This is a genomic window from Roseovarius sp. JB2-10 (assembly GCF_055693585.1).
Map to the genome: position 1 here is coordinate 801,760 of NZ_CM146337.1, position 18,110 is coordinate 819,869.

Sequence of the window (18,110 nt, forward strand, 5' to 3'; positions counted from 1 at the left end):
AATTTCGCTGCGGCACCCAGTCAGTGCTGCAGCCTCACCCCCAACCGTCCGTCCATTCATCTATTTTTGTGTCGATCCTGTTTTTCCGAAACCTGATCCACCGCACCCGGATTGCCCAGAACACGGCAAAAAGGAATGTCAGCAGAATGATATTGAACCACGGAATGATGCGAACATCCGGCCCGTCCAGCTGACGCACGCTTACGGCATTGGGAAAAATCGACAAAAACTCATTGCGCCACCCGTAGTGTTTGATCGCCACCCATTTCGGAGACTCGGCCACAGATTTCAAATCCGCCGCTTCAGCCTGCAAGTTTGAAGTGTCAAATTTGAAATAGGGCGGCCAACCCCATCCGGTATCTTCGTTGCGATACACCATGACCTGTCCGTCTTTCAGGCGGCTTTGAATGAAAAACACATCACGATTGCCACCGGTGGTGCTGTTTCCCACATCCGGGCTGGACCAGAAAATCGAGTTTTCGCCGAAATCAATCCGCTTTTCATACGTGTCCGTCACGCGCGCCACGTCATTCTGCGGCAACGTATAATGAAAGAACGCAATCACAAGCAGCCAGAAACATGCTTTGAGCACCCATTTTACGTAAACCATTGCGACCCCCTATCTGACACACGTAACCCGGATCATCGCCGAAATACCCCGTAACGAAAAAATTAATTCGCCGATGCGGTGCACCAAGCTATCCTCGCCATAAACTATAACCGAAGATATTGGGAGAAGACTATGTGCGATGCATGCGTCATGAAGGCCGTAAAAGAAAAAATGTTGTCTCGTCGGTCGTTTTTTACAGCAACCGCAGCAGCAGGGGCGGCCGCAACACTCGGGGCCGTTTCCGCGCCACCTGCACTCGCGATGGGGCACAGCGCTGTCGAAGATTTGACCCACACATATGACGCTGACTTTCCGACCTATTTCGGAAAACCTGGCGTTGAGATGGTACAGCAATTCAATTTCGCAGATAATGGCTTCAACCTCTTTTCAATGACATTGAACGAGCACACGGGCACCCATATCGATGCTCCGTTACACTTTTCTGCGGATGGTGCGGCGGTAGATGAAATCGCGGTAAGCTCCTTGGTCGCCCCGCTATGTGTGGTCGATATCGCTGCCCGCGCAGCTGAAGATGCGGACACGCAGGTCACACCCGATGACCTCAAGGCGTGGATAAGCGCTAATGGGGACATCCCGGACAATGCCTGTGTCGCGCTGTTTTCCGGTTGGGGTGCCAAAACCGGCGGGGATGGTTTCCGCAATTTTGATGGTGAAAAGATGCATTTCCCCGGGTTCCATGTCGAAGCGGCGCAGATGCTGCTGGAGACCGGTGCCGGATCAATTGCAAGCGACACCCTGTCCTTGGATCATGGCATTTCCGAAGACTTTGCTACGCACTACGCTTGGTTGCCTAACGGCCGCTTTGGCATTGAGAACATTGCCAACCTCGACAAAATGCCGGCCAGTGGCGCAACGATCATGATCGGCGCGCCAAAACATCGCGGTGGCTCAGGGGGTCCGGCCCGTATCTTTGGTATGGTCTGACAAAAAAGGGCGGCCAACGTAAGCCGCCCCATTCACAATATTCATGCGGTTTAACCGACGACGTTGAAATCAGGCCCGTAGGGGTAGCCGGTGATGTTTTCATTGCCGTCTTCTGTGATCACCAACACATCATGTTCACGGTATCCTCCGGCGCCCGGTTGACCGTTGGCGATGGTCAGCATCGGCTCCATCGAGATCACCATGCCCGGCTCCAGAACCGTGTCGATATCCTCGCGCAGTTCCAACCCGGCTTCACGGCCGTAGTAATGGCTCAGCACACCAAACGAATGGCCATAGCCAAAGGTTCGGTATTGCAACAGATCACGCTCTTCGAAGAACGCGTTGATCTTGTGCGTGACCTCAGCACAGCTGATCCCGGGTTTCAGCAACGACATGCCATATTCATGGGCTGCCACATTGGCCTCCCAGATTTTCAGGCTGGCATCATCGACTTCACCCACGAACATGGTGCGTTCCAGCGCCACGTAGTAGGCGCTGACCATCGGGAAGGTGTTTAGGCTCAGGATATCGCCACGCTGCAACTGACGGCCCGTAACCGGGTTATGCGCCCCATCCGTGTTGATGCCGGACTGGAACCAGACCCAGGTATCGCGATACTCCGCATTCGGGAAGACACGTGCAATCTCGGTCTCCATCGCGTCCCGTCCGGCCATGGCCACATCAATCTCGCGCGTGCCTTCGCGCACCGCGTCGCGGATGGCATAGCCACCGACATCGGCAATCGCCGTACACTGACGGATCAACGCGATTTCCGCAGGGGACTTGTGCATCCGTTGCCGCATCGTGTGACCTGCGATGTCAACCGCCTTGCCGGGCTTCATGAACGCCTCCAGCTTGTCACGCTGCATCAGTGTCAGGTGATCGGCCTCATAGCCCACGACCTTGCCTTCACCAGCGACCGAGGTGATCGCACGCCAATAGTTGTCGCGCTGCCAATCAGTGTAGGTGATGTTGTCACAAAAGCACCAGCGCCAGGGTTGCCCGGCATCAATGCCCGCGCTAATCGTCACGCATTCGGTCGCGGTCACAACCAGGCCGTAGGGCCGGCCAAAAGCGCAATAGAGAAAGCCCGAGTAATAGGCGACGTTGTGCATTGAGGTCAGCACAGCCGCATCAACGCCCGTTTCGGCCATAATGCGGCGCAGACCGGCGATGCGCGCCTCATATTCGGCGACATCAAAAGGCAGTTGTGCCTTTTCGCCATTGTGAAACCGATACATTTCGGGACGTGCGGTTTGGGTGAATTGATTGGATTCTGGATATGCAGTCATAGTGACCCTCCTGAAAAGAAAGGTCCCGGCGTTCAGGACTGTTTGGGTTTTGAGGCTTTGGAGACGACGCCATCGCTCCTGCCTAAGGCTTTTCTTGCCGATCCTGTGCAATCTGGCAAGATGAAACGCGACACATGAGAGGCGTTTTTGAGCCATGACAACAAAGCCGGGTCCGCTGAACCTGATCACCGATATAGCCGGATTGCGCGTCGGAAATGCCGCCGACACCGCCCTTAAGTCCGGTGCAACAGTATTGGTGGGTGACGTGCCGTTTACGGCGGGCGTTCATGTCATGGGCGGCGCGCCGGGGACGCGCGAAACCGATCTTTTGGCGCCAGACAAGACAGTGGAACAGGTGGATGCGCTGGTCCTTTCGGGGGGTTCCGCCTTCGGGTTGGACGCGGCATCAGGCGTCGCCGATGGGATGCGCGCGATGGGCCGAGGGTTTGCCGTCGGAGGCACAAACGTCCCGATTGTGCCCGGGGCCATCCTGTTTGATCTTTTGAACGGGGGGGACAAGGATTGGACCCAGAACCCCTACAAGTTACTTGGCCAAATGGCGTTGGAGACTGCGCAAACCACTTTTGATCTGGGTAGCATTGGCGCGGGCACCGGTGCGACCACTGCCAACCTCAAGGGCGGTCTTGGTTCCGCATCCTTGGTTCTGCCATCAGGTCATACCGTCGGAGCCCTTGTGGCGGTCAACGCGCTTGGATCAGCAATCGTGGGTGATGGGCCGCATTTCTGGGCCGCGCCGTTTGAAATCGGCGATGAGTTTGGTGGCAAGGGTCCGGCAAGAGATCATCCAGATGTGCACACAACTCCCACAAAAACTGCGCCGCACGCCAATACGACCATCGGCATCGTTGCAACCGATGCGAACCTTAGCCAGGCACAATGTACGCGTCTGGCGACCGCCGCGCATGATGGCTTGGCCCGCGCTTTGATCCCGTCTCACACCCCAATGGATGGTGATCTGATCTTTGCGGCCGCAACGGGCCGCGTACCACTTGCCAACCCGGTCGCAGACACGTTGATGCTGGGGCATGCAGCTGCCACCTGTGTGGCCCGTGCGATCGCCCGCGCGGTTTATGCGGCCACACCGGTTGATGGGGATGTTTTGCCCTGTTGGTCAGAGCGCCACGGCTAAGACAAAAGACGTTTCACCATCTGGCTGCCAGCATCAAGCAGTGGATCAATCACATCGAAGTGGTGACGATGGTCATCAACAATATGCGTGGCACCCCAAGCCTCTGCCAACCACCGCGCCTGATCCAGAAATACAGGCCTCTCGTCTGCACCGACCCAGATCGTCACCGGCACGTCCAGAGGCACCATAAGCGCGGGGCTTTCCGCAATCGCTGACGCCAAATCCAGCTGGAAGGTCGCATTCATCTGAGTATTCAAGAGAGGCCGCAAATCGGAAACGGGTGAAATCGACATCACGTGCCTGATCCTGTCAAATACCGGAACAGGCAAGACGCCCTTCACACACATGCGCGCCACCAGATGACCGCCTGCGGAATGGCCAACCAATCGTATCGGACCAGAGACCTGCCGGGCGATTGTCTGGACAGCCAGAGCAACCTGACCTGTGATTTCCGCAATGGTAACGTCCGGACAAAGATCATAGGAGGGCAGTGCCACATGCCATCCCTGCTGCAGTAAGCCGGACGCAAAATGTGACCAATACGACCGGTGGAATTTCATCCAATACCCGCCGTGCACAAAGATCGCGATGCCCTGCGACAGGCCCACCGGGTCAAAGAGGTCAAACTGCTGTCGCTCGGTGGCACCATAGGGAATTGCCAAATGCGCCCGACCATTGGTTTCAAGTCTTTGCCGAAATGCGCTTGCGTCCCGGGACCACCGCTCAAGATAAGCCTCTGCGTCGGGAATATACGGCATGTTCGCGTATGCATCATCCCAGTCCATGTATCTGTCTCCTTCGCGGTACTGGACAAGCCTAGCCCGAGATGCTTTGGCTGTACGAGACAAATTCAGAGGACACCGCCATGACCGAAACAAATTTGAAATCATTGCTCAAGGATCCATCCCTGCTGACCGAACAGGCCTTTTCCGGGGGGGAATGGGTGGATGGCGACGGCGGCACATTTGATGTGACTAACCCGGCCCGCGGTGACGTCATTGCCAAAGTGGCTGATATGTCGCGCGCGCAGGTTGGGCGCACAATCGCAGCCGCTGAGGCCGCACAAAAAGACTGGGCAACATGGACCGGAAAAGAACGCGCTGCCGTTCTGCGCAAATGGTACGATTTGATGATGGAAAACGCCGATGATCTGGCGACCATTCTGACCGCGGAACAGGGCAAGCCACTGACCGAGAGCAAGGGCGAAATCGGTTACGGCGCGTCTTTCATCGAGTTCTTCGCCGAAGAGGCCAAACGTATCTATGGCGAAACCATTCCGGGTCACCAGCGCGACAAACGCATTACCGTGATCAAGCAACCCATTGGCGTCGCGGCTTCGATCACGCCCTGGAACTTCCCCAACGCAATGATCACCCGCAAGGCAGCACCTGCCCTTGCAGCAGGCTGTGCCTTTGTGGGCCGACCTGCGGCGGAAACGCCCTTGTCGGCGACTGTCATGGGCGTTTTGGCCGAACGCGCGGGCATCCCCAAGGGCGTGTTCAACATTGTCACGTCCTCTCGGTCTTCGGACGTGGGCAAGGAGTTTTGCGAAAACCCCGCAGTTCGGAAACTGACCTTCACAGGTTCGACCGAAGTGGGCCGCATCCTGCTACGTCAGGCGGCGGATCAGGTCATGAAATGTTCGATGGAACTTGGTGGCAATGCACCGTTCATTGTCTTTGATGACGCCGATCTGGACGCCGCTGTCGAAGGCGCGATCATGTGCAAATTCCGCAATAACGGCCAGACTTGCGTCTGTGCCAACCGCATCTATGTGCAAGCCGGTGTCTATGATGCCTTTGCCGCGAAGCTCAAAGAGGCGGTGAGCAAGATGAAAATTGGCGATGGCTTGGAAGATGGCACCGCCCTCGGCCCGCTGATCAACGCGGATGCCATAGACAAGGTGCAGGAGCATGTCGCCGATGCTACTGCCAAGGGCGCAGAGGTCATCCTGGGCGGCGGTGAACCGACAGAAGGCACCGGATATTTCCTACCACCCACAATTGTCACGGGCTGCACGCAGGACATGCAGGTTGCCACGGATGAGACATTCGGGCCCTTCGCCCCGCTCTTCAAGTTCGAAGATGAGGACGACGTGATTGCCATGGCCAATGACACGATCTTTGGCCTGGCGAGTTATTTCTACGCCAAGGATCTGAGCCGCGTTTACAAAGTGGCCGAGGCCTTGGAATACGGCATCGTTGGCGTCAACACCGGTATTATTTCGACCGAAGTGGCACCGTTCGGCGGCGTCAAGCAATCCGGCCTTGGCCGCGAAGGCAGCCATCACGGGATCGAAGACTATCTGGAGATGAAATACATCTGCATGTCGATTTAAGGATCAAAAAAGCGCGGCGAAACACGCCGCGCTTTCAAAACTTTTCCGGAGTTTTTTACCCAATCAGGTAAGCGGTCTGCGATCGTTGCTTCAGATCAAAACCGGAAAATGCCGCGCACTTGGTATGTGGTAATATCCAGATCCACGAGGCCAACATTCCCGGCATCATTGATCTCGTGATAAAGCACCTCGGCACCGAGGCTAAAGCGATCTGAGATCAAGTGCTCATATCCAGCCCCAAAGAAGTACCCGCCGTCATCACCGGCATTATCGGTGTGCATATGCGCATATCCACCAACGCCGTAGATCAGGCCGCTACCCACTTTGTAGCCCCCGCGAAGACGAATTCTCCAAAGGGATTCAACATCCGTACTGCCGACAGAGATATCCGAGAAGTCATAGTCAACACCGGCGCCAGCAACCCAGTTGCCAAGGTCGTAGTCATATCCAAACAGAAGTCCGCCCGTCAGGCCATCACCTGTGGCCCCGGTCGTGGCGTCGATGTCAGCATATCCCAATTCGACACCCGCATAATATCCCGTCCAGTCGACTGATCTCGAAACCTTGGCCGGTTCTGTGACTTTTGGCTCAATCCAAGCAGGTTCGGGCGACCCGGCAAAAACGGGTGTTGCGGCCAAAATTGCGGCAGCGGCAACACTTTTGAATTTCAGGGACATCGCAAATTTCCTTTACTCGTTGTGCAACTCATGAGGCGATTTCATGAGATCAATCATAAGATGTTTCTTTGTTGGATACTCTCCTAATAAGGAATAATCCAGAGCAAAATTCAACAGCTATTTATCTATCAAAAGCTGATGACTTATTGATTTAAATCAACTTTGTGGCGAAATTTTGGTGGCGCGCGATCTCATGGGGTTTTGCCGCAAACTTCCGAAGCTTTCCGATTAAGCCTCGTGGCGATTGCTCCACAATTCCCACTGAAACCGTGTCCGAACCCCAATGTCGAGGAACGGACGAGGTGGAAGGGGATCAGGCTCACCCAAGCTCTGCATGTCCTTGATCAACGGGTTCTCACGCCCCGTGGCCAGATCCGCCGCAAGGATACCGCCAAACGTGCCCTTGGTCACACCCACGGCGTTCTGACACACCGACGACCAGACATTTGGTGCCAATTGCCCAAACCCCGGCGCGCCGTTGCGCGACAGGCAGACAATCCCGCTCCACGTATGTTCCATTTCAACGTCCGGCAACATCGGAAAACGCTGATCAAAGAGCCGTTTATGCCGGGCTTTGACAGCGGCCTGCTCAGTGACGGAAACCCTCTGGCTGGGGCAATAGCTCAGCCCCTGACGAATCAGAAGACGGTTGTCATTCGTGTAGCGCATCGTGATCCCGGCAAAGGCATTTGCGGGGGTCAGGCCCCAAGGCTCGGCCACGCCATACGCGTGCTGCTCTTCTTCGGTCAGGCGGCGCGACAGGCTGGCATGGGCCACAAGATGTAGAAAACGGCTTGGGAAAAACCCGAACTGTTCCGAAAATCCATTCGCGGCCATGATCAGTTTGGGAGCGCGTACAGAGCCTGACAGCGTTGTGAAATGCACGCCATTTTCAAAGATCGCCTGTGTCACTGGCGAGTTTTCATAAAGCGTCACGTTTTCCGGCAAAGTGTCGGCCAGCCCACGCGTCAGGGCCGCGGGATTCATCAGCACGCAGCCCGGTGTATAAACCGCCGCGTTGAAGTGATCGGAACCCAGTTTGGAACGCAGAGCATCACCCTCAACCCAGGTGAACGGCTCCTTGAGCGCTTCAAGCTCTTTGGCAAACGGCTCCAATACGTCGCGCGTGCCGCGCGCCGATACGGCCGTGTGATACTTCCCATCGCGGGACCAATCACAGGCGATATCATTGGTCGTCACGACCTCTTCCAAATGGTCAATCGCCATCCGCGCCAGGCGCATGAACCGGTGCGAGCCTTCCAGTTCATCCAGCGACGATCCGACATTGTGCGGCAAGTCGATGCCAAAACCCGAGTTCCGGCCGGATGCGTTTTCCCCGGCCTGCCCCGCGTCGATCAGGACGATATGCTGATCCGGGCAGTTTTGTGCCAAGCGCCGTGCCGCCGCCAACCCCGCATAGCCCGCACCCAACACCACCCAATCGGCGGCAATATCACCAGTCAACACCGGGCGAGGGGAGCGTTCGGGCAGAATGGCGCTCCAACCGTTGGTTTTATCATCCTTGGGCAGGCGATTGATTTTCATGGGCTATGCCTCTGCCCAGTTTGCAGGCTCGATCGCGTAAAACATGAGGGCGTCTTCGGCGACGTAGGTAAGCTCCGTCCCATCCGGCAGCCAAATGGTCTCCATGGGACCCGCTACCAGATCGCCCTCTTTGGTGCGGATAGTCAGCTGCCCCTCGAGTACCAGGATCACCTCATCATACTTGATGGTCCACGGAATTTCGGCGTTTTTCATCCGCACGAACCCACTGCCCAGCTTGGTGCCATCACCATCTTTGCCGGTCACAACCGAGACTTCGGCCATATGCCCATAATCAAACCGCGGCACAAACGCGGCCTTTGAAAGCGACGCTACACGCGCTGGAGCTTTGTCAGCCATCTCACCTTCTCCCAAATTTGTTGACGCGCACCATACAGCCCTGTATTGAACCATGCAACCCTGTATGGAAATCCAATATGACCCTTCAAACACGCAGCGCTGATTCGGATAAGCAAACCCGCTTGACCGCTGTTGATTGGGTGGAAACTGCGCTTGAAACGCTGATCCACGAAGGGATCGAAGCGGTGCAGATCACGGTTCTAGCCCGCAAACTGGGTGTGACACGTGGCAGCTTCTATTGGCATTTTGATAGCCGCGAGATCTCTTCTTGATGCGCTGCTAGACGAATGGCGCGCGCGCAATACCGATGTGATGGTTGAGGCTATCGCCAACACCGACACTCTGGACGATGGCATTCTCGCCCTCTTTTCCGTCTGGACGGTGCACACTCGGTTCGATCCCAATCTGGATCAGGCCATTCGGGACTGGGCCCGTTACGCCGATGCGGTGCGTGACATTCTGCAAACCGAGGATGATGCCCGCGTGGCGGCGATATCCGATTTCTTCAAACGCCATGATTATGAGCCGACCGAGGCCTTCATCCGGGCCCGGGTGATCTATTTCACCCAGCTCAGCTACTACGCGTTGAACGTGCAAGAGCCGATGGCCGACAGGATGAGCTATCTCGCCGCCTATTTCCTGAGCTTCACCGGGCGGGACATTGATGCCGAAACGGCTGCCCGACAAATCGAGATCTTTCTTCAAAAGGACGCTCAGAAATGACCAGCCAGCGGTCCGGAGGGCGTCGGGGACGCGCAGCAAAACGCCAGAAAACGGCTGAAAATCAGTTCGATTTGGCATGGCGGCAATGGGTGAACCCCTATCCGCCTATCGAGCAATTCAGCGCGGACGAGATCGAGGCCATCCACCTGACCTCGCTCAAAGTGCTGCGCGACACCGGGATCAAAGTGCTCAGCGCCCCTGCCCGCGAACATTATGTCAAGGCGGGCATGACGCTCGGTGCGGATAATGTCATTCACTTCGATCCTGATCTGGTTATGGAACTGATCGGCAAAGCACCTTCGACCGTCGAACTGCGCAGTCGTGCCAAGGATCGCAATGTGATCATTGGCGGCAAAAATGTCGGCATTACCACCTCCGCCGGCTCGCCCAATTGCTCTGACCTGCAGGGCGGGCGTCGCCCCGGTACCCAGGCGGATTACGATAACTTCTGCAAGGCCGCACAGGCGTTTGACGTCATCCATCTTTTTGGGCCCATCGTCGAGCCGCAGGACGTGCCCATGAACCTGCGGCATCTGGGCATGGCACGTTCGGTGGTGACGCTGACGGAGAAAGTCCCGTTTGTGTATTTCCGCGGCAAGCAGGCGATTGCCGATAGCTACGAAATCCTGCGCATCGCCAACGGCTTGACCCATGAGGAATTCCTCAACACGCCCACCTGCTATTCAGTGGCCAACTCCAACTCGCCCCTGCAACTGGATGAATTGATGTGCCGCGGCATCATCGACAGCGCCCGAGCCGGGCAGTTGATGGTTCTGACGCCGTTCACGCTGGCCGGGGCGATGGCCCCGGTCACGATCCCCGGGGCTCTCGTCATGCAAAACGCCGAAGCCTTGGCGGGCCTGTGCCTGTCGCAGATCGTGCGCCCCGGTACGCCGATATGCTACGGCAGCTTCACCAGCAATGTGGACATGAAAACTGGTGCACCCGCCTTTGGTACACCGGAATACGTACGAGCGGCCTTTGCCTCCGGTCAGTTAGCACGGCGATATGGCTTGCCCCTGCGGTCATCTGCACCAACGGCATCAAACGCGCCGGACGCACAGGCCGCCTACGAGTCGCAGATGTCCCTCTGGGGCGCGTTGATGGGCGGCACCAACCTGCTGCTGCATGGCGCAGGGTGGCTCGAGGGTGGCCTGACCGTCTCGGCCGAGAAGTTCATCATTGATGTAGAAGTGCTGCAGATGTTTGCCGAGCTTTTCAAACCAATTCAAGTGAACGATGCCACGCTTGGCCTGGACGCCATCACCGATGTCGGCCATGGCGGGCATTTCTTTGGCACACAGCACACATTGGATCGGTTCGAGACGGCATTTTACTCGCCACTCCTGTCCGATTGGAACAACTTTGAAAACTGGTCCGAACGCGGTGCTGCCGACGCAACCACCCGCGCCAACCAGATTTGGCAGGACACGCTCAACGCATATCAGCCGCCCGAGTTTGACCCCGCGCGGCTGGAAGAGTTGGACGATTTCATCGCCCGGCGCACCGCGGAGGGTGGCGCCGATATCTCGCAATAAAACGACTTAGCTTTTGACGACTTTTTCTGGCGAAATCACGTCGATGCCCAATGCCTTGCCAACGGCATAATAGGTCAATTGACCGGCATGCACATTGAGACCATTGAGCAGATGCTTGTCATCGGCGCAGGCCTGTTTCCAACCCTTGGTGGCCAGTGACAACATGAAAGGCATCGTGGCATTGCCAAGCGCGATGGTCGACGTACGCGCGACAGCACCCGGCATGTTGGCAACGCAGTAGTGCATGATACCGTCCACTTCGTAGATTGGATCGGCATGGGTGGTGGCCTTGGATGTCTCGAAACAGCCACCCTGATCAATGGCCACATCCACCAGCGCCGCTCCCGGTTTCATGCTGGCAAACTGATCACGACGCACCAGTTTGGGCGCTTCGGCGCCGGGGATCAAAACGGCACCGATGACCATGTCAGCCTGTGTCAGATGCTCAGCCAGCAGACCTGCCGAGGAATAGCCCGTGCGGAACGCGCCCCCGAACACATCATCCAGATAACGAAGGCGCGGCAAAGACCGATCCAGAACAGTGACGTTGGCGCCCATACCGGCGGCAATCTTAGCCGCGTGAGTGCCTACGACACCGCCACCGATCACAACCACATTGGCCGGGCCCACCCCGGGCACACCGCCCATCAGGATGCCGCGGCCACCATTGGCCTTTTGCAATGTCCAGGCACCAACCTGCGGCGCCAATCGACCTGCCACTTCGGACATGGGCGCTAGAAGCGGCAATCCGCCGCGATCGTCTGTCACAGTCTCATAAGCAATCGCGGTGCATCCGCTGTCGATCAGGTCTTTGGTTTGATCGGGATCCGGCGCCAGATGAAGATAGGTGAAGAGAAGCTGACCTTCGCGCAGCATCTTGCGCTCGCCCGCCTGCGGCTCCTTGACCTTCACGATCATGTCGGCCGCGGCAAAAATCTCTTCTGCCGTGTCGATGATCGCGGCACCAGCGGCCACGTAATCGGCATCCTCAAACCCCGCGCCTTTGCCCGCTCCGGCCTGGATGATCACGTCATGTCCATGATTGACCGCCTCTTGCACGGCATTGGGCGTCATGCCAACGCGGAATTCCTGTGGCTTGATCTCTGTTGGGCAACCGATCTTCATGGGAAGTCTCCTCTTCATCCCTGGTATTTGCGCCATTCTGTCGCACCCTCTGCGCAATTGGATTGAGATTTCACTCGTTGAATTGCAGAATATGTGAATATAATTCGAACAATCAGATATTTCTCCGAAAGGTCTTGCACAAATGTCCCTGGACCCGACCGATCGTCGCTTGCTGACGGTATTGCAGCGTAAAGGCCGCATCTCAAATGCCGATCTGGCTGAAAAGGTGAACCTGTCTGCCAGCGCCTGTCACCGACGCGTGCAACGGTTGGAGGCGGATGGATACATCCGGGACTATGTGGCCCTATTGGATGCGCGCAAGATGGGCGTGCCTGCCACCGTGTTTGTAGAAATTACCCTGTCGACACAAGCTGACGAAGTGCTTGAAGCATTTGAAAAGGCCGTGCAGCGCATTCCAGATGTTCTGGAATGCCACCTGACCGCGGGTGCCGCCGATTATATCCTGAAGGTTGTGGCGGAAGACACCGAGGATTTTGCCCGCATTCACCGGCAATACCTGACACGACTTCCTGGTGTCGCCAAAATGCAATCCAGTTTTGCCCTGCGTACGGTGTTTAAAACAACGGCGCTGCCTGTCTGATTGCTATGGCCAAAAAACCATAGGACCTCGGTGTTTCCACCGAGGCCCCTGGGTACAGCCTGCTCCGTGAGTAGTAGTATGCACCCGTTACTGTTGACCCCCAAAGGCGTTTGCCTCAACTTGTTACATCCAGAATATGGCGGTTGCGGCGACGACATTCATGGGGAAAAAACAGCTGATCCGCCCCGTAAGGAAAACCTTACCTTTTGACGTTGCCACAAAGAAAAACCCCGGCGTTCCCACCGGGGCCTTCCGCAGCGAATTTGATTTGTGTTCAGGCGGTTCGACGACGCGCCACAACACCAAAACCAGCCAATGCGACAAGCATTAAAGGCAGAGCCGCAGGAACGGGCACTGGTGTGATCGCACGGGCCACATCATCTGCAAACAGCCTATGCGCCGTTGCATTGGGATGAACACCATCGACAAACAACAGACGGTTGGGATCGATGCCCAAATCCAGACAACTTCCCGGATTGGTCACGTCCGGGTTCAGCGGCGCGCCAACGCTCAGCGTGCAGGGGTTTTCGGCATCAAGGATACCGAATTCAAATGTGCCAGAGTCGATATCCGCAAGAATTTTATCGACAACAGAATTCGGGTCGAACTTGATGATATTCAAACCTTCCAGCCGCAGATCCTTAATGTTTTCGTCGAGCCGATCATTGAACAAGTTGGTCACAAACGTACCGCCAGGCGCATCGTCACCGGAAAAGGCAGGTGTCTTTCCGAGGTCCGGCAGTCCGACCACAAGGAAATCATCGAACACGGATGTGTTGAGCGCATTCAAAGCGCGAATGCCAGCCGCCACAGCGTCGGCCGCCAGCACCGGATTGAATTCCTGGAAGATATCATTGGCACCAAACCAAACGGACAAGAGCGGGTTTTCCCCCGGCTCCGGACCTTCTGGCTGAACTTCTACACTGGGCAGCACGCGGGTCGGCAATCCGATGCCTGTGTTCAGTGAATTGGCAAACGTCGCGACCTGACCCATGAACGTTGCCAGCGGCGCGGTTGACCTCGTGTTGTTGTCATTGGCGGTCGCCCCGCCAAGCGCGAGGTTACCGGTGTCACGCCCTGCAGCCTTGAACTGGTCTTCGATATATTCAGCCCAGACCAGGCCATTGCTGAACCGTCCTTCGAAACTGGGCGGATCAAGCTGGGTGAATTTCCCATCATCAGACAGGCTGTCGCCAAAACTGTAAAAGCTTGTGAACAGGTCGGTGAAGGTTTTTGCTTGCGCCCCACCGGCCATAGCCACGGCAAACGCTGCCGCGCAAATAACGTGTTTCATGTTCTCTCCCTGGGGATTTTCCCTCTTCTCGCGGGGGAGCATCGACTCCTCGACTGCGTTTGTCTCCTAGAACGTAACGTCACACGAAAAAGGCCCCGGCGGTTCAACCGGGGCCTTCAACTCAAATCAGACGGCCTTTAGGCGTCGTCTTTTTCTTTCTTCTCGGGCGTGACTTCTTCGCCGGTTTCCTGATCGACGACTTTCATCGACAGGCGCACCTTGCCACGATCATCAAAGCCCAACAGCTTCACTTTCACTTCCTGACCTTCTTTCAGAACATCCGAAGGATGGTTCAGGCGGCGGTTTTCGATCTGGCTGACATGCACAAGACCGTCGCGCTTGCCAAAGAAGTTCACGAAGGCGCCGAAATCGACGATCTTCACGACGGTGCCGGTATAGATGGCGCCTTCTTCGGGCTCGGCCACGATCGCGTGGATCATGTCGTAGGCTTTCTGGATCGAGATCGCCATTGGGCGACGCGATCTTGATGGTGCCTTCATCGTTGATGTCGACCTTGGCGCCCGACACTTCGACGATCTCACGGATGACCTTACCGCCCGAACCGATCACTTCACGGATCTTGTCGGTTGGGATTTGCATGGTTTCAATCCGCGGCGCGTGCACCGAGAAATCACCTGCTTCGGTCAACGCATTGGCCATTTCACCCAGAATGTGCAGACGGCCCTCTTTGGCCTGCGCCAAAGCGGTTTTCATGATCTCGGGCGTGATACCCGCAACCTTGATGTCCATTTGCAGCGACGTGATGCCTTTTTCGGTACCGGCCACTTTGAAGTCCATGTCACCCAGGTGGTCTTCGTCACCCAGGATATCAGTCAGAACGGCGTATTCGCCATCCTCTTCCAGGATCAGACCCATGGCCACACCGGCAACCGGTGCTTTCAACGGTACACCCGCATCCATCATCGACAGCGAGCCACCACAGACCGACGCCATCGAGGACGAGCCGTTGGATTCTGTGATCTCACTGACAACGCGGACGGTGTAAGGGAAGTCCGTCGCCGCTGGCAGAACCGCCTGCAACGCACGCCACGCCAGTTTGCCGTGACCAATCTCACGACGGCCGGGAGGGCCCACGCGACCCGCTTCACCCACCGAATAGGGAGGGAAGTTGTAGTGCAGCAGGAAGTTGGATTTGAAGTTGCCATGCAGCGCGTCGATGAATTGCTCATCGTCACCGGTGCCCAAAGTGGTCACAACCAGACCCTGTGTTTCGCCACGCGTAAAGAGCGCCGACCCGTGGGTCCGGGGCAGCAAGCCGGTTTCAGAAACGATGGGGCGCACCGTATCCAGAGCACGGCCATCGATCCGCTTGCCAGTTTTGACAACGTCGCCACGCAGAATGCTGGCTTCCAGCTTCTTGAGCGCTGAGCTCAGGTTTGCGTCTTCCAGCTGCTCTTCGGTCAGGGCTTCTTTGATCGCATCACGTGCGTCGGAAACCGCTGTTGTGCGCTCCTGTTTGTCAGTGATGGCAAAGGCTGCACGCATCTGCTTTTCACCGGCTGCTTTGACAGCGTCATAGAGCTCCGAGTAATCCGGCGGCTGGAAGTCAAACGGCTCTTTCGCGGCATCTTCGGCCAACGCGATGATCAGGTCGATCACGGGCTGAATTTGTTCATGCGCAAAAGTAACCGCGCCCAGCATTTCCTCTTCGGTCAGCTCATAGGCTTCGGATTCAACCATCATGACCGCGTCTTTTGTACCGGCTACAACCAGATCAAGACGTTGATCAGGATTGTTGCGCAACTCATGCATGTCATCGACGGTCGGGTTCAGAACGTATTCACCGTCTTCAAATCCAACACGGCACCCGGCAATCGGGCCCCGGAAAGGCGCGCCGGAAATTGTCAACGCCGCAGAGGCGGCGATCATCGCCACCATGTCTGGATCATTCACCAAATCGTGGCTCAGCACCGTACACATGACCAGCACTTCGTTTTTGAAGCCAGGCACAAACAACGGGCGAATTGGGCGGTCAATCAGGCGCGCGGTCAGAGTCTCTTTTTCGGTCGGGCGCGCTTCGCGCTTGAAGAACCCGCCAGGGACCTTACCGGCCGCATAGTATTTTTCTTGGTAATGCACCGTGAGGGGAAAGAAATCCATTCCCGGTTTCGGTGCCTTGGCAAAGGTCACGTTGGCCATGACGCTGGTCTCACCCAGTGTCGCGATGACCGAACCATCTGCCTGACGAGCAACCTTGCCCGTTTCCAGTGTCAGGGTTTCTTCCCCCCACTGAATTGATTTCGTTGTGGTATCAAACATTTTTACATCCTAGTTGAGAGCACTCCCAGGCGTATCCCGGGTCTCCCGTTTCGTTGGCGGCCCCATTGCCGCCGACCCCAATCATTTCCATGCGCCCGGAGTCAAAGGCATCACGTCTCAGATGGACGGGGCCATACAGGAGTTTCGCCTGTATTGGAAGCCATGAAGGTGCTTCATTGGGGAATACACACAGGTAATTTCAATTCCGCGGCGATTGGCTGATGTGGGCCACCGTGATATCGCTGCGCAAGGCTGGTTTTCACCATCGGGGGACGTATGGCGACAAAGCGCATTTTGCTGATTCATACGGGCGGCACGATCGGTATGGTGCGTTCTAAACACGGCTTCACACCCGAAGAAGGCGTTGTGGAGGCGGAAGTTTCGCGGGTGCTTGCTAAAAACGGTTCCGGTGTGAACGCGCAAGTGCATCTGTTGAAACCACTGATCGACAGCGCGAATGCAACACCGCAGGACTGGAACAGGATTTCCGGGGTCATCCATGAACATCATGACATTTTCGACGGCTTCGTCGTAACCCACGGAACCGACACGTTGGCCTACACATCCGCCGCCTTGGCGATGGCGTTGGAAGGCCTGCAGAAAGCAGTCATTTTAACAGGGTCGATGTTGCCACTTTCGGAACCTGGGAATGATGGGCATCGCAACCTTTCGGATGCAATCGAAAGCACCGACCACGCGAAACCCGGTGTCTGGGTGCAATTTGCCGGTCGGTTTTTACATGGCGGACGTATTCGAAAAACGCATTCGCAGTCCTTTGACGCGTTCAATGCAGTCCCTTCAGACGATGCGCCCAGACGCGCCGCGAAAGGCTCACGACAACGTCATGAATTCGGACATCCGGATGTTGCGATTTTGCCCGTTGTCCCCGGTGGCTTTGGCAACGTACTGCTGAACGCCGCCCGTTCCTGTGATGGCATTGTCCTTAGGTGCTTCGGATCGGGCACCATCCCAAACACGCCCAATACAGAAGAGGCGCTGCGTTTGGCTCACCACCGTAGCATTCCGGTGCTGGCTGTCAGTCAATGCCCGGAAGGCGGAATAGCACTTGGCACTTACGCGGCAGGCGCGCCCTTGATCCATCATCATGCCATAGATGGTCGCGACATGACGGTCGAAGCGGCGTATGTAAAGATGGTATTGGCGTTGAGCCAAGATGGTTCGATTGACACGCGCCGCGAGTTTTTGCGATCGCCAATCTGCGGGGAAATGACGGGACCGGCTGCTGGATAAAGCAAACAAGATAGCCACAAAAAAACCGCGCCCGGTGTAGATGCACCAAACGCGGTTCGAATTCTTTTCAGGCGCTAATTAGCGGCGGATGCCGAGACGCTTGATCAGATCGCGGTAACGCGCATCGTCTTTGTCTTTCAGGTAATCCAGCAGTTTACGACGCTGTGCGACCATTTTCAAAAGACCACGACGACCGTGGTTGTCTTTTTTGTGGGTCTTGAAATGCTCGGTCAGCGTTGTGATCCGTGATGTCAGGATCGCGACCTGAACTTCGGGCGAACCGGTGTCGCCGTCCTTTGTCGCGAAGTCTTTCATTACACGGGCTTTTTCTTCGACTGTGATCGACATCGGGGTCTCCTTGTCGTCTAAGGGTTAAGGGCACAA

General features: G+C 56.5%; 17 protein-coding genes and 1 pseudogene. 8 read left to right on the plus strand and 10 right to left on the minus strand.

Annotated features, from left to right (window positions below):
- Positions 1–34 precede the first annotated feature (34 nt).
- Positions 35–610: a DUF1523 family protein gene (locus tag ACZ1HJ_RS04010; RefSeq protein WP_472721052.1), complete on the minus strand. Its 576-nt coding sequence runs from the start codon at positions 608–610 to the stop codon at positions 35–37.
- A 132-nt stretch (positions 611–742) separates the two neighbouring features.
- On the opposite strand from ACZ1HJ_RS04010, the gene ACZ1HJ_RS04015 reads away from it, so the two are divergent.
- Positions 743–1,555 (plus strand): cyclase family protein, encoded by an 813-nt coding sequence (locus ACZ1HJ_RS04015; protein WP_472721053.1) that lies wholly within the window; start codon positions 743–745, stop codon positions 1,553–1,555.
- Between the two features lie 50 nt (positions 1,556–1,605).
- On the opposite strand, the gene ACZ1HJ_RS04020 is transcribed toward ACZ1HJ_RS04015, so the two are convergent.
- Positions 1,606–2,847: an aminopeptidase P family protein gene (locus tag ACZ1HJ_RS04020; protein ID WP_472721054.1), complete on the minus strand. Its 1,242-nt coding sequence runs from the start codon at positions 2,845–2,847 to the stop codon at positions 1,606–1,608.
- A 154-nt stretch (positions 2,848–3,001) separates the two neighbouring features.
- Here ACZ1HJ_RS04020 and ACZ1HJ_RS04025 point away from each other — a divergent pair, with 154 nt between their 5' ends.
- A complete protein-coding gene (locus ACZ1HJ_RS04025) occupies positions 3,002–3,997 on the plus strand; it encodes a P1 family peptidase (protein ID WP_472721055.1) in 996 nt (331 codons plus the stop codon).
- On the opposite strand, the gene ACZ1HJ_RS04030 is transcribed toward ACZ1HJ_RS04025, so the two are convergent.
- Positions 3,994–4,782, minus strand: coding sequence for an alpha/beta hydrolase (locus ACZ1HJ_RS04030; protein WP_472721056.1), 789 nt, complete (start codon positions 4,780–4,782; stop codon positions 3,994–3,996). The two genes, ACZ1HJ_RS04025 and ACZ1HJ_RS04030, sit on opposite strands and share 4 nt — an antisense overlap.
- Positions 4,783–4,862: 80 nt before the next feature.
- Here ACZ1HJ_RS04030 and ACZ1HJ_RS04035 point away from each other — a divergent pair, with 80 nt between their 5' ends.
- Positions 4,863–6,335, plus strand: coding sequence for an NAD-dependent succinate-semialdehyde dehydrogenase (locus tag ACZ1HJ_RS04035; RefSeq protein WP_472721057.1), 1,473 nt, complete (start codon positions 4,863–4,865; stop codon positions 6,333–6,335).
- Positions 6,336–6,430: 95 nt separating this feature from the next.
- Here the strand turns inward: ACZ1HJ_RS04035 and ACZ1HJ_RS04040 are convergent, their stop codons facing one another.
- From ACZ1HJ_RS04040 to ACZ1HJ_RS04050, 3 genes are all read right to left on the minus strand, one after another.
- The gene (locus ACZ1HJ_RS04040) at positions 6,431–7,012 is read right to left on the minus strand and encodes an outer membrane protein (RefSeq protein ID WP_472721058.1); all 582 of its coding nucleotides are present in this window, start codon (positions 7,010–7,012) and stop codon (positions 6,431–6,433) included.
- A 228-nt stretch (positions 7,013–7,240) separates the two neighbouring features.
- Complete coding sequence (locus ACZ1HJ_RS04045) at positions 7,241–8,557, minus strand: NAD(P)/FAD-dependent oxidoreductase (protein ID WP_472721059.1); 1,317 nt, start codon at positions 8,555–8,557, stop codon at positions 7,241–7,243.
- 3 nt (positions 8,558–8,560) lie between these two features.
- Positions 8,561–8,914: an ethanolamine utilization protein EutQ gene (locus tag ACZ1HJ_RS04050; RefSeq protein WP_472721060.1), complete on the minus strand. Its 354-nt coding sequence runs from the start codon at positions 8,912–8,914 to the stop codon at positions 8,561–8,563.
- A 77-nt stretch (positions 8,915–8,991) separates the two neighbouring features.
- Here ACZ1HJ_RS04050 and ACZ1HJ_RS04055 point away from each other — a divergent pair, with 77 nt between their 5' ends.
- The 3 genes from ACZ1HJ_RS04055 to ACZ1HJ_RS04065 are packed head-to-tail and all read left to right on the plus strand — an operon-like array spanning position 8,992 to position 11,175.
- Positions 8,992–9,186 carry a helix-turn-helix domain-containing protein gene (locus tag ACZ1HJ_RS04055; RefSeq protein ID WP_472721061.1) on the plus strand — a complete coding sequence of 65 codons (195 nt, stop codon included), beginning with the start codon at positions 8,992–8,994 and terminating at the stop codon, positions 9,184–9,186.
- Complete coding sequence (locus ACZ1HJ_RS04060) at positions 9,140–9,637, plus strand: hypothetical protein (RefSeq protein WP_472721062.1); 498 nt, start codon at positions 9,140–9,142, stop codon at positions 9,635–9,637. Before ACZ1HJ_RS04055 ends, ACZ1HJ_RS04060 begins: the two co-directional genes overlap by 47 nt.
- The gene (locus ACZ1HJ_RS04065; RefSeq protein ID WP_472721063.1) at positions 9,634–11,175 is read left to right on the plus strand and encodes a trimethylamine methyltransferase family protein; all 1,542 of its coding nucleotides are present in this window, start codon (positions 9,634–9,636) and stop codon (positions 11,173–11,175) included. The genes ACZ1HJ_RS04060 and ACZ1HJ_RS04065 overlap by 4 nt, the downstream gene beginning before the upstream one ends.
- A 6-nt stretch (positions 11,176–11,181) precedes the next feature.
- Here ACZ1HJ_RS04065 and ald read toward each other — a convergent pair whose 3' ends face one another.
- The gene (ald, locus tag ACZ1HJ_RS04070; RefSeq protein ID WP_472721064.1) at positions 11,182–12,300 is read right to left on the minus strand and encodes an alanine dehydrogenase; all 1,119 of its coding nucleotides are present in this window, start codon (positions 12,298–12,300) and stop codon (positions 11,182–11,184) included.
- 142 nt (positions 12,301–12,442) lie between these two features.
- Between ald and ACZ1HJ_RS04075 the strand changes: the two genes are divergently transcribed.
- Positions 12,443–12,901, plus strand: coding sequence for an Lrp/AsnC family transcriptional regulator (locus tag ACZ1HJ_RS04075; protein ID WP_472721065.1), 459 nt, complete (start codon positions 12,443–12,445; stop codon positions 12,899–12,901).
- Between the two features lie 274 nt (positions 12,902–13,175).
- On the opposite strand, the gene ACZ1HJ_RS04080 is transcribed toward ACZ1HJ_RS04075, so the two are convergent.
- Together ACZ1HJ_RS04080 and pnp are read right to left on the minus strand one after the other, a co-directional pair.
- Positions 13,176–14,195, minus strand: coding sequence for an SGNH/GDSL hydrolase family protein (locus ACZ1HJ_RS04080; RefSeq protein WP_472721066.1), 1,020 nt, complete (start codon positions 14,193–14,195; stop codon positions 13,176–13,178).
- A 137-nt stretch (positions 14,196–14,332) separates the two neighbouring features.
- Positions 14,333–16,475: pseudogene (gene pnp, locus ACZ1HJ_RS04085) on the minus strand (polyribonucleotide nucleotidyltransferase).
- Between the two features lie 276 nt (positions 16,476–16,751).
- On the opposite strand from pnp, the gene ACZ1HJ_RS04090 reads away from it, so the two are divergent.
- On the plus strand, positions 16,752–17,726 hold the full coding sequence (locus ACZ1HJ_RS04090) for an asparaginase (RefSeq protein ID WP_472721067.1): 975 nt from the start codon (positions 16,752–16,754) through the stop codon (positions 17,724–17,726).
- Between the two features lie 78 nt (positions 17,727–17,804).
- Here ACZ1HJ_RS04090 and rpsO read toward each other — a convergent pair whose 3' ends face one another.
- A complete protein-coding gene (gene rpsO, locus ACZ1HJ_RS04095; RefSeq protein ID WP_472721068.1) occupies positions 17,805–18,074 on the minus strand; it encodes a 30S ribosomal protein S15 in 270 nt (89 codons plus the stop codon).
- Positions 18,075–18,110: the final 36 nt, after the last annotated feature.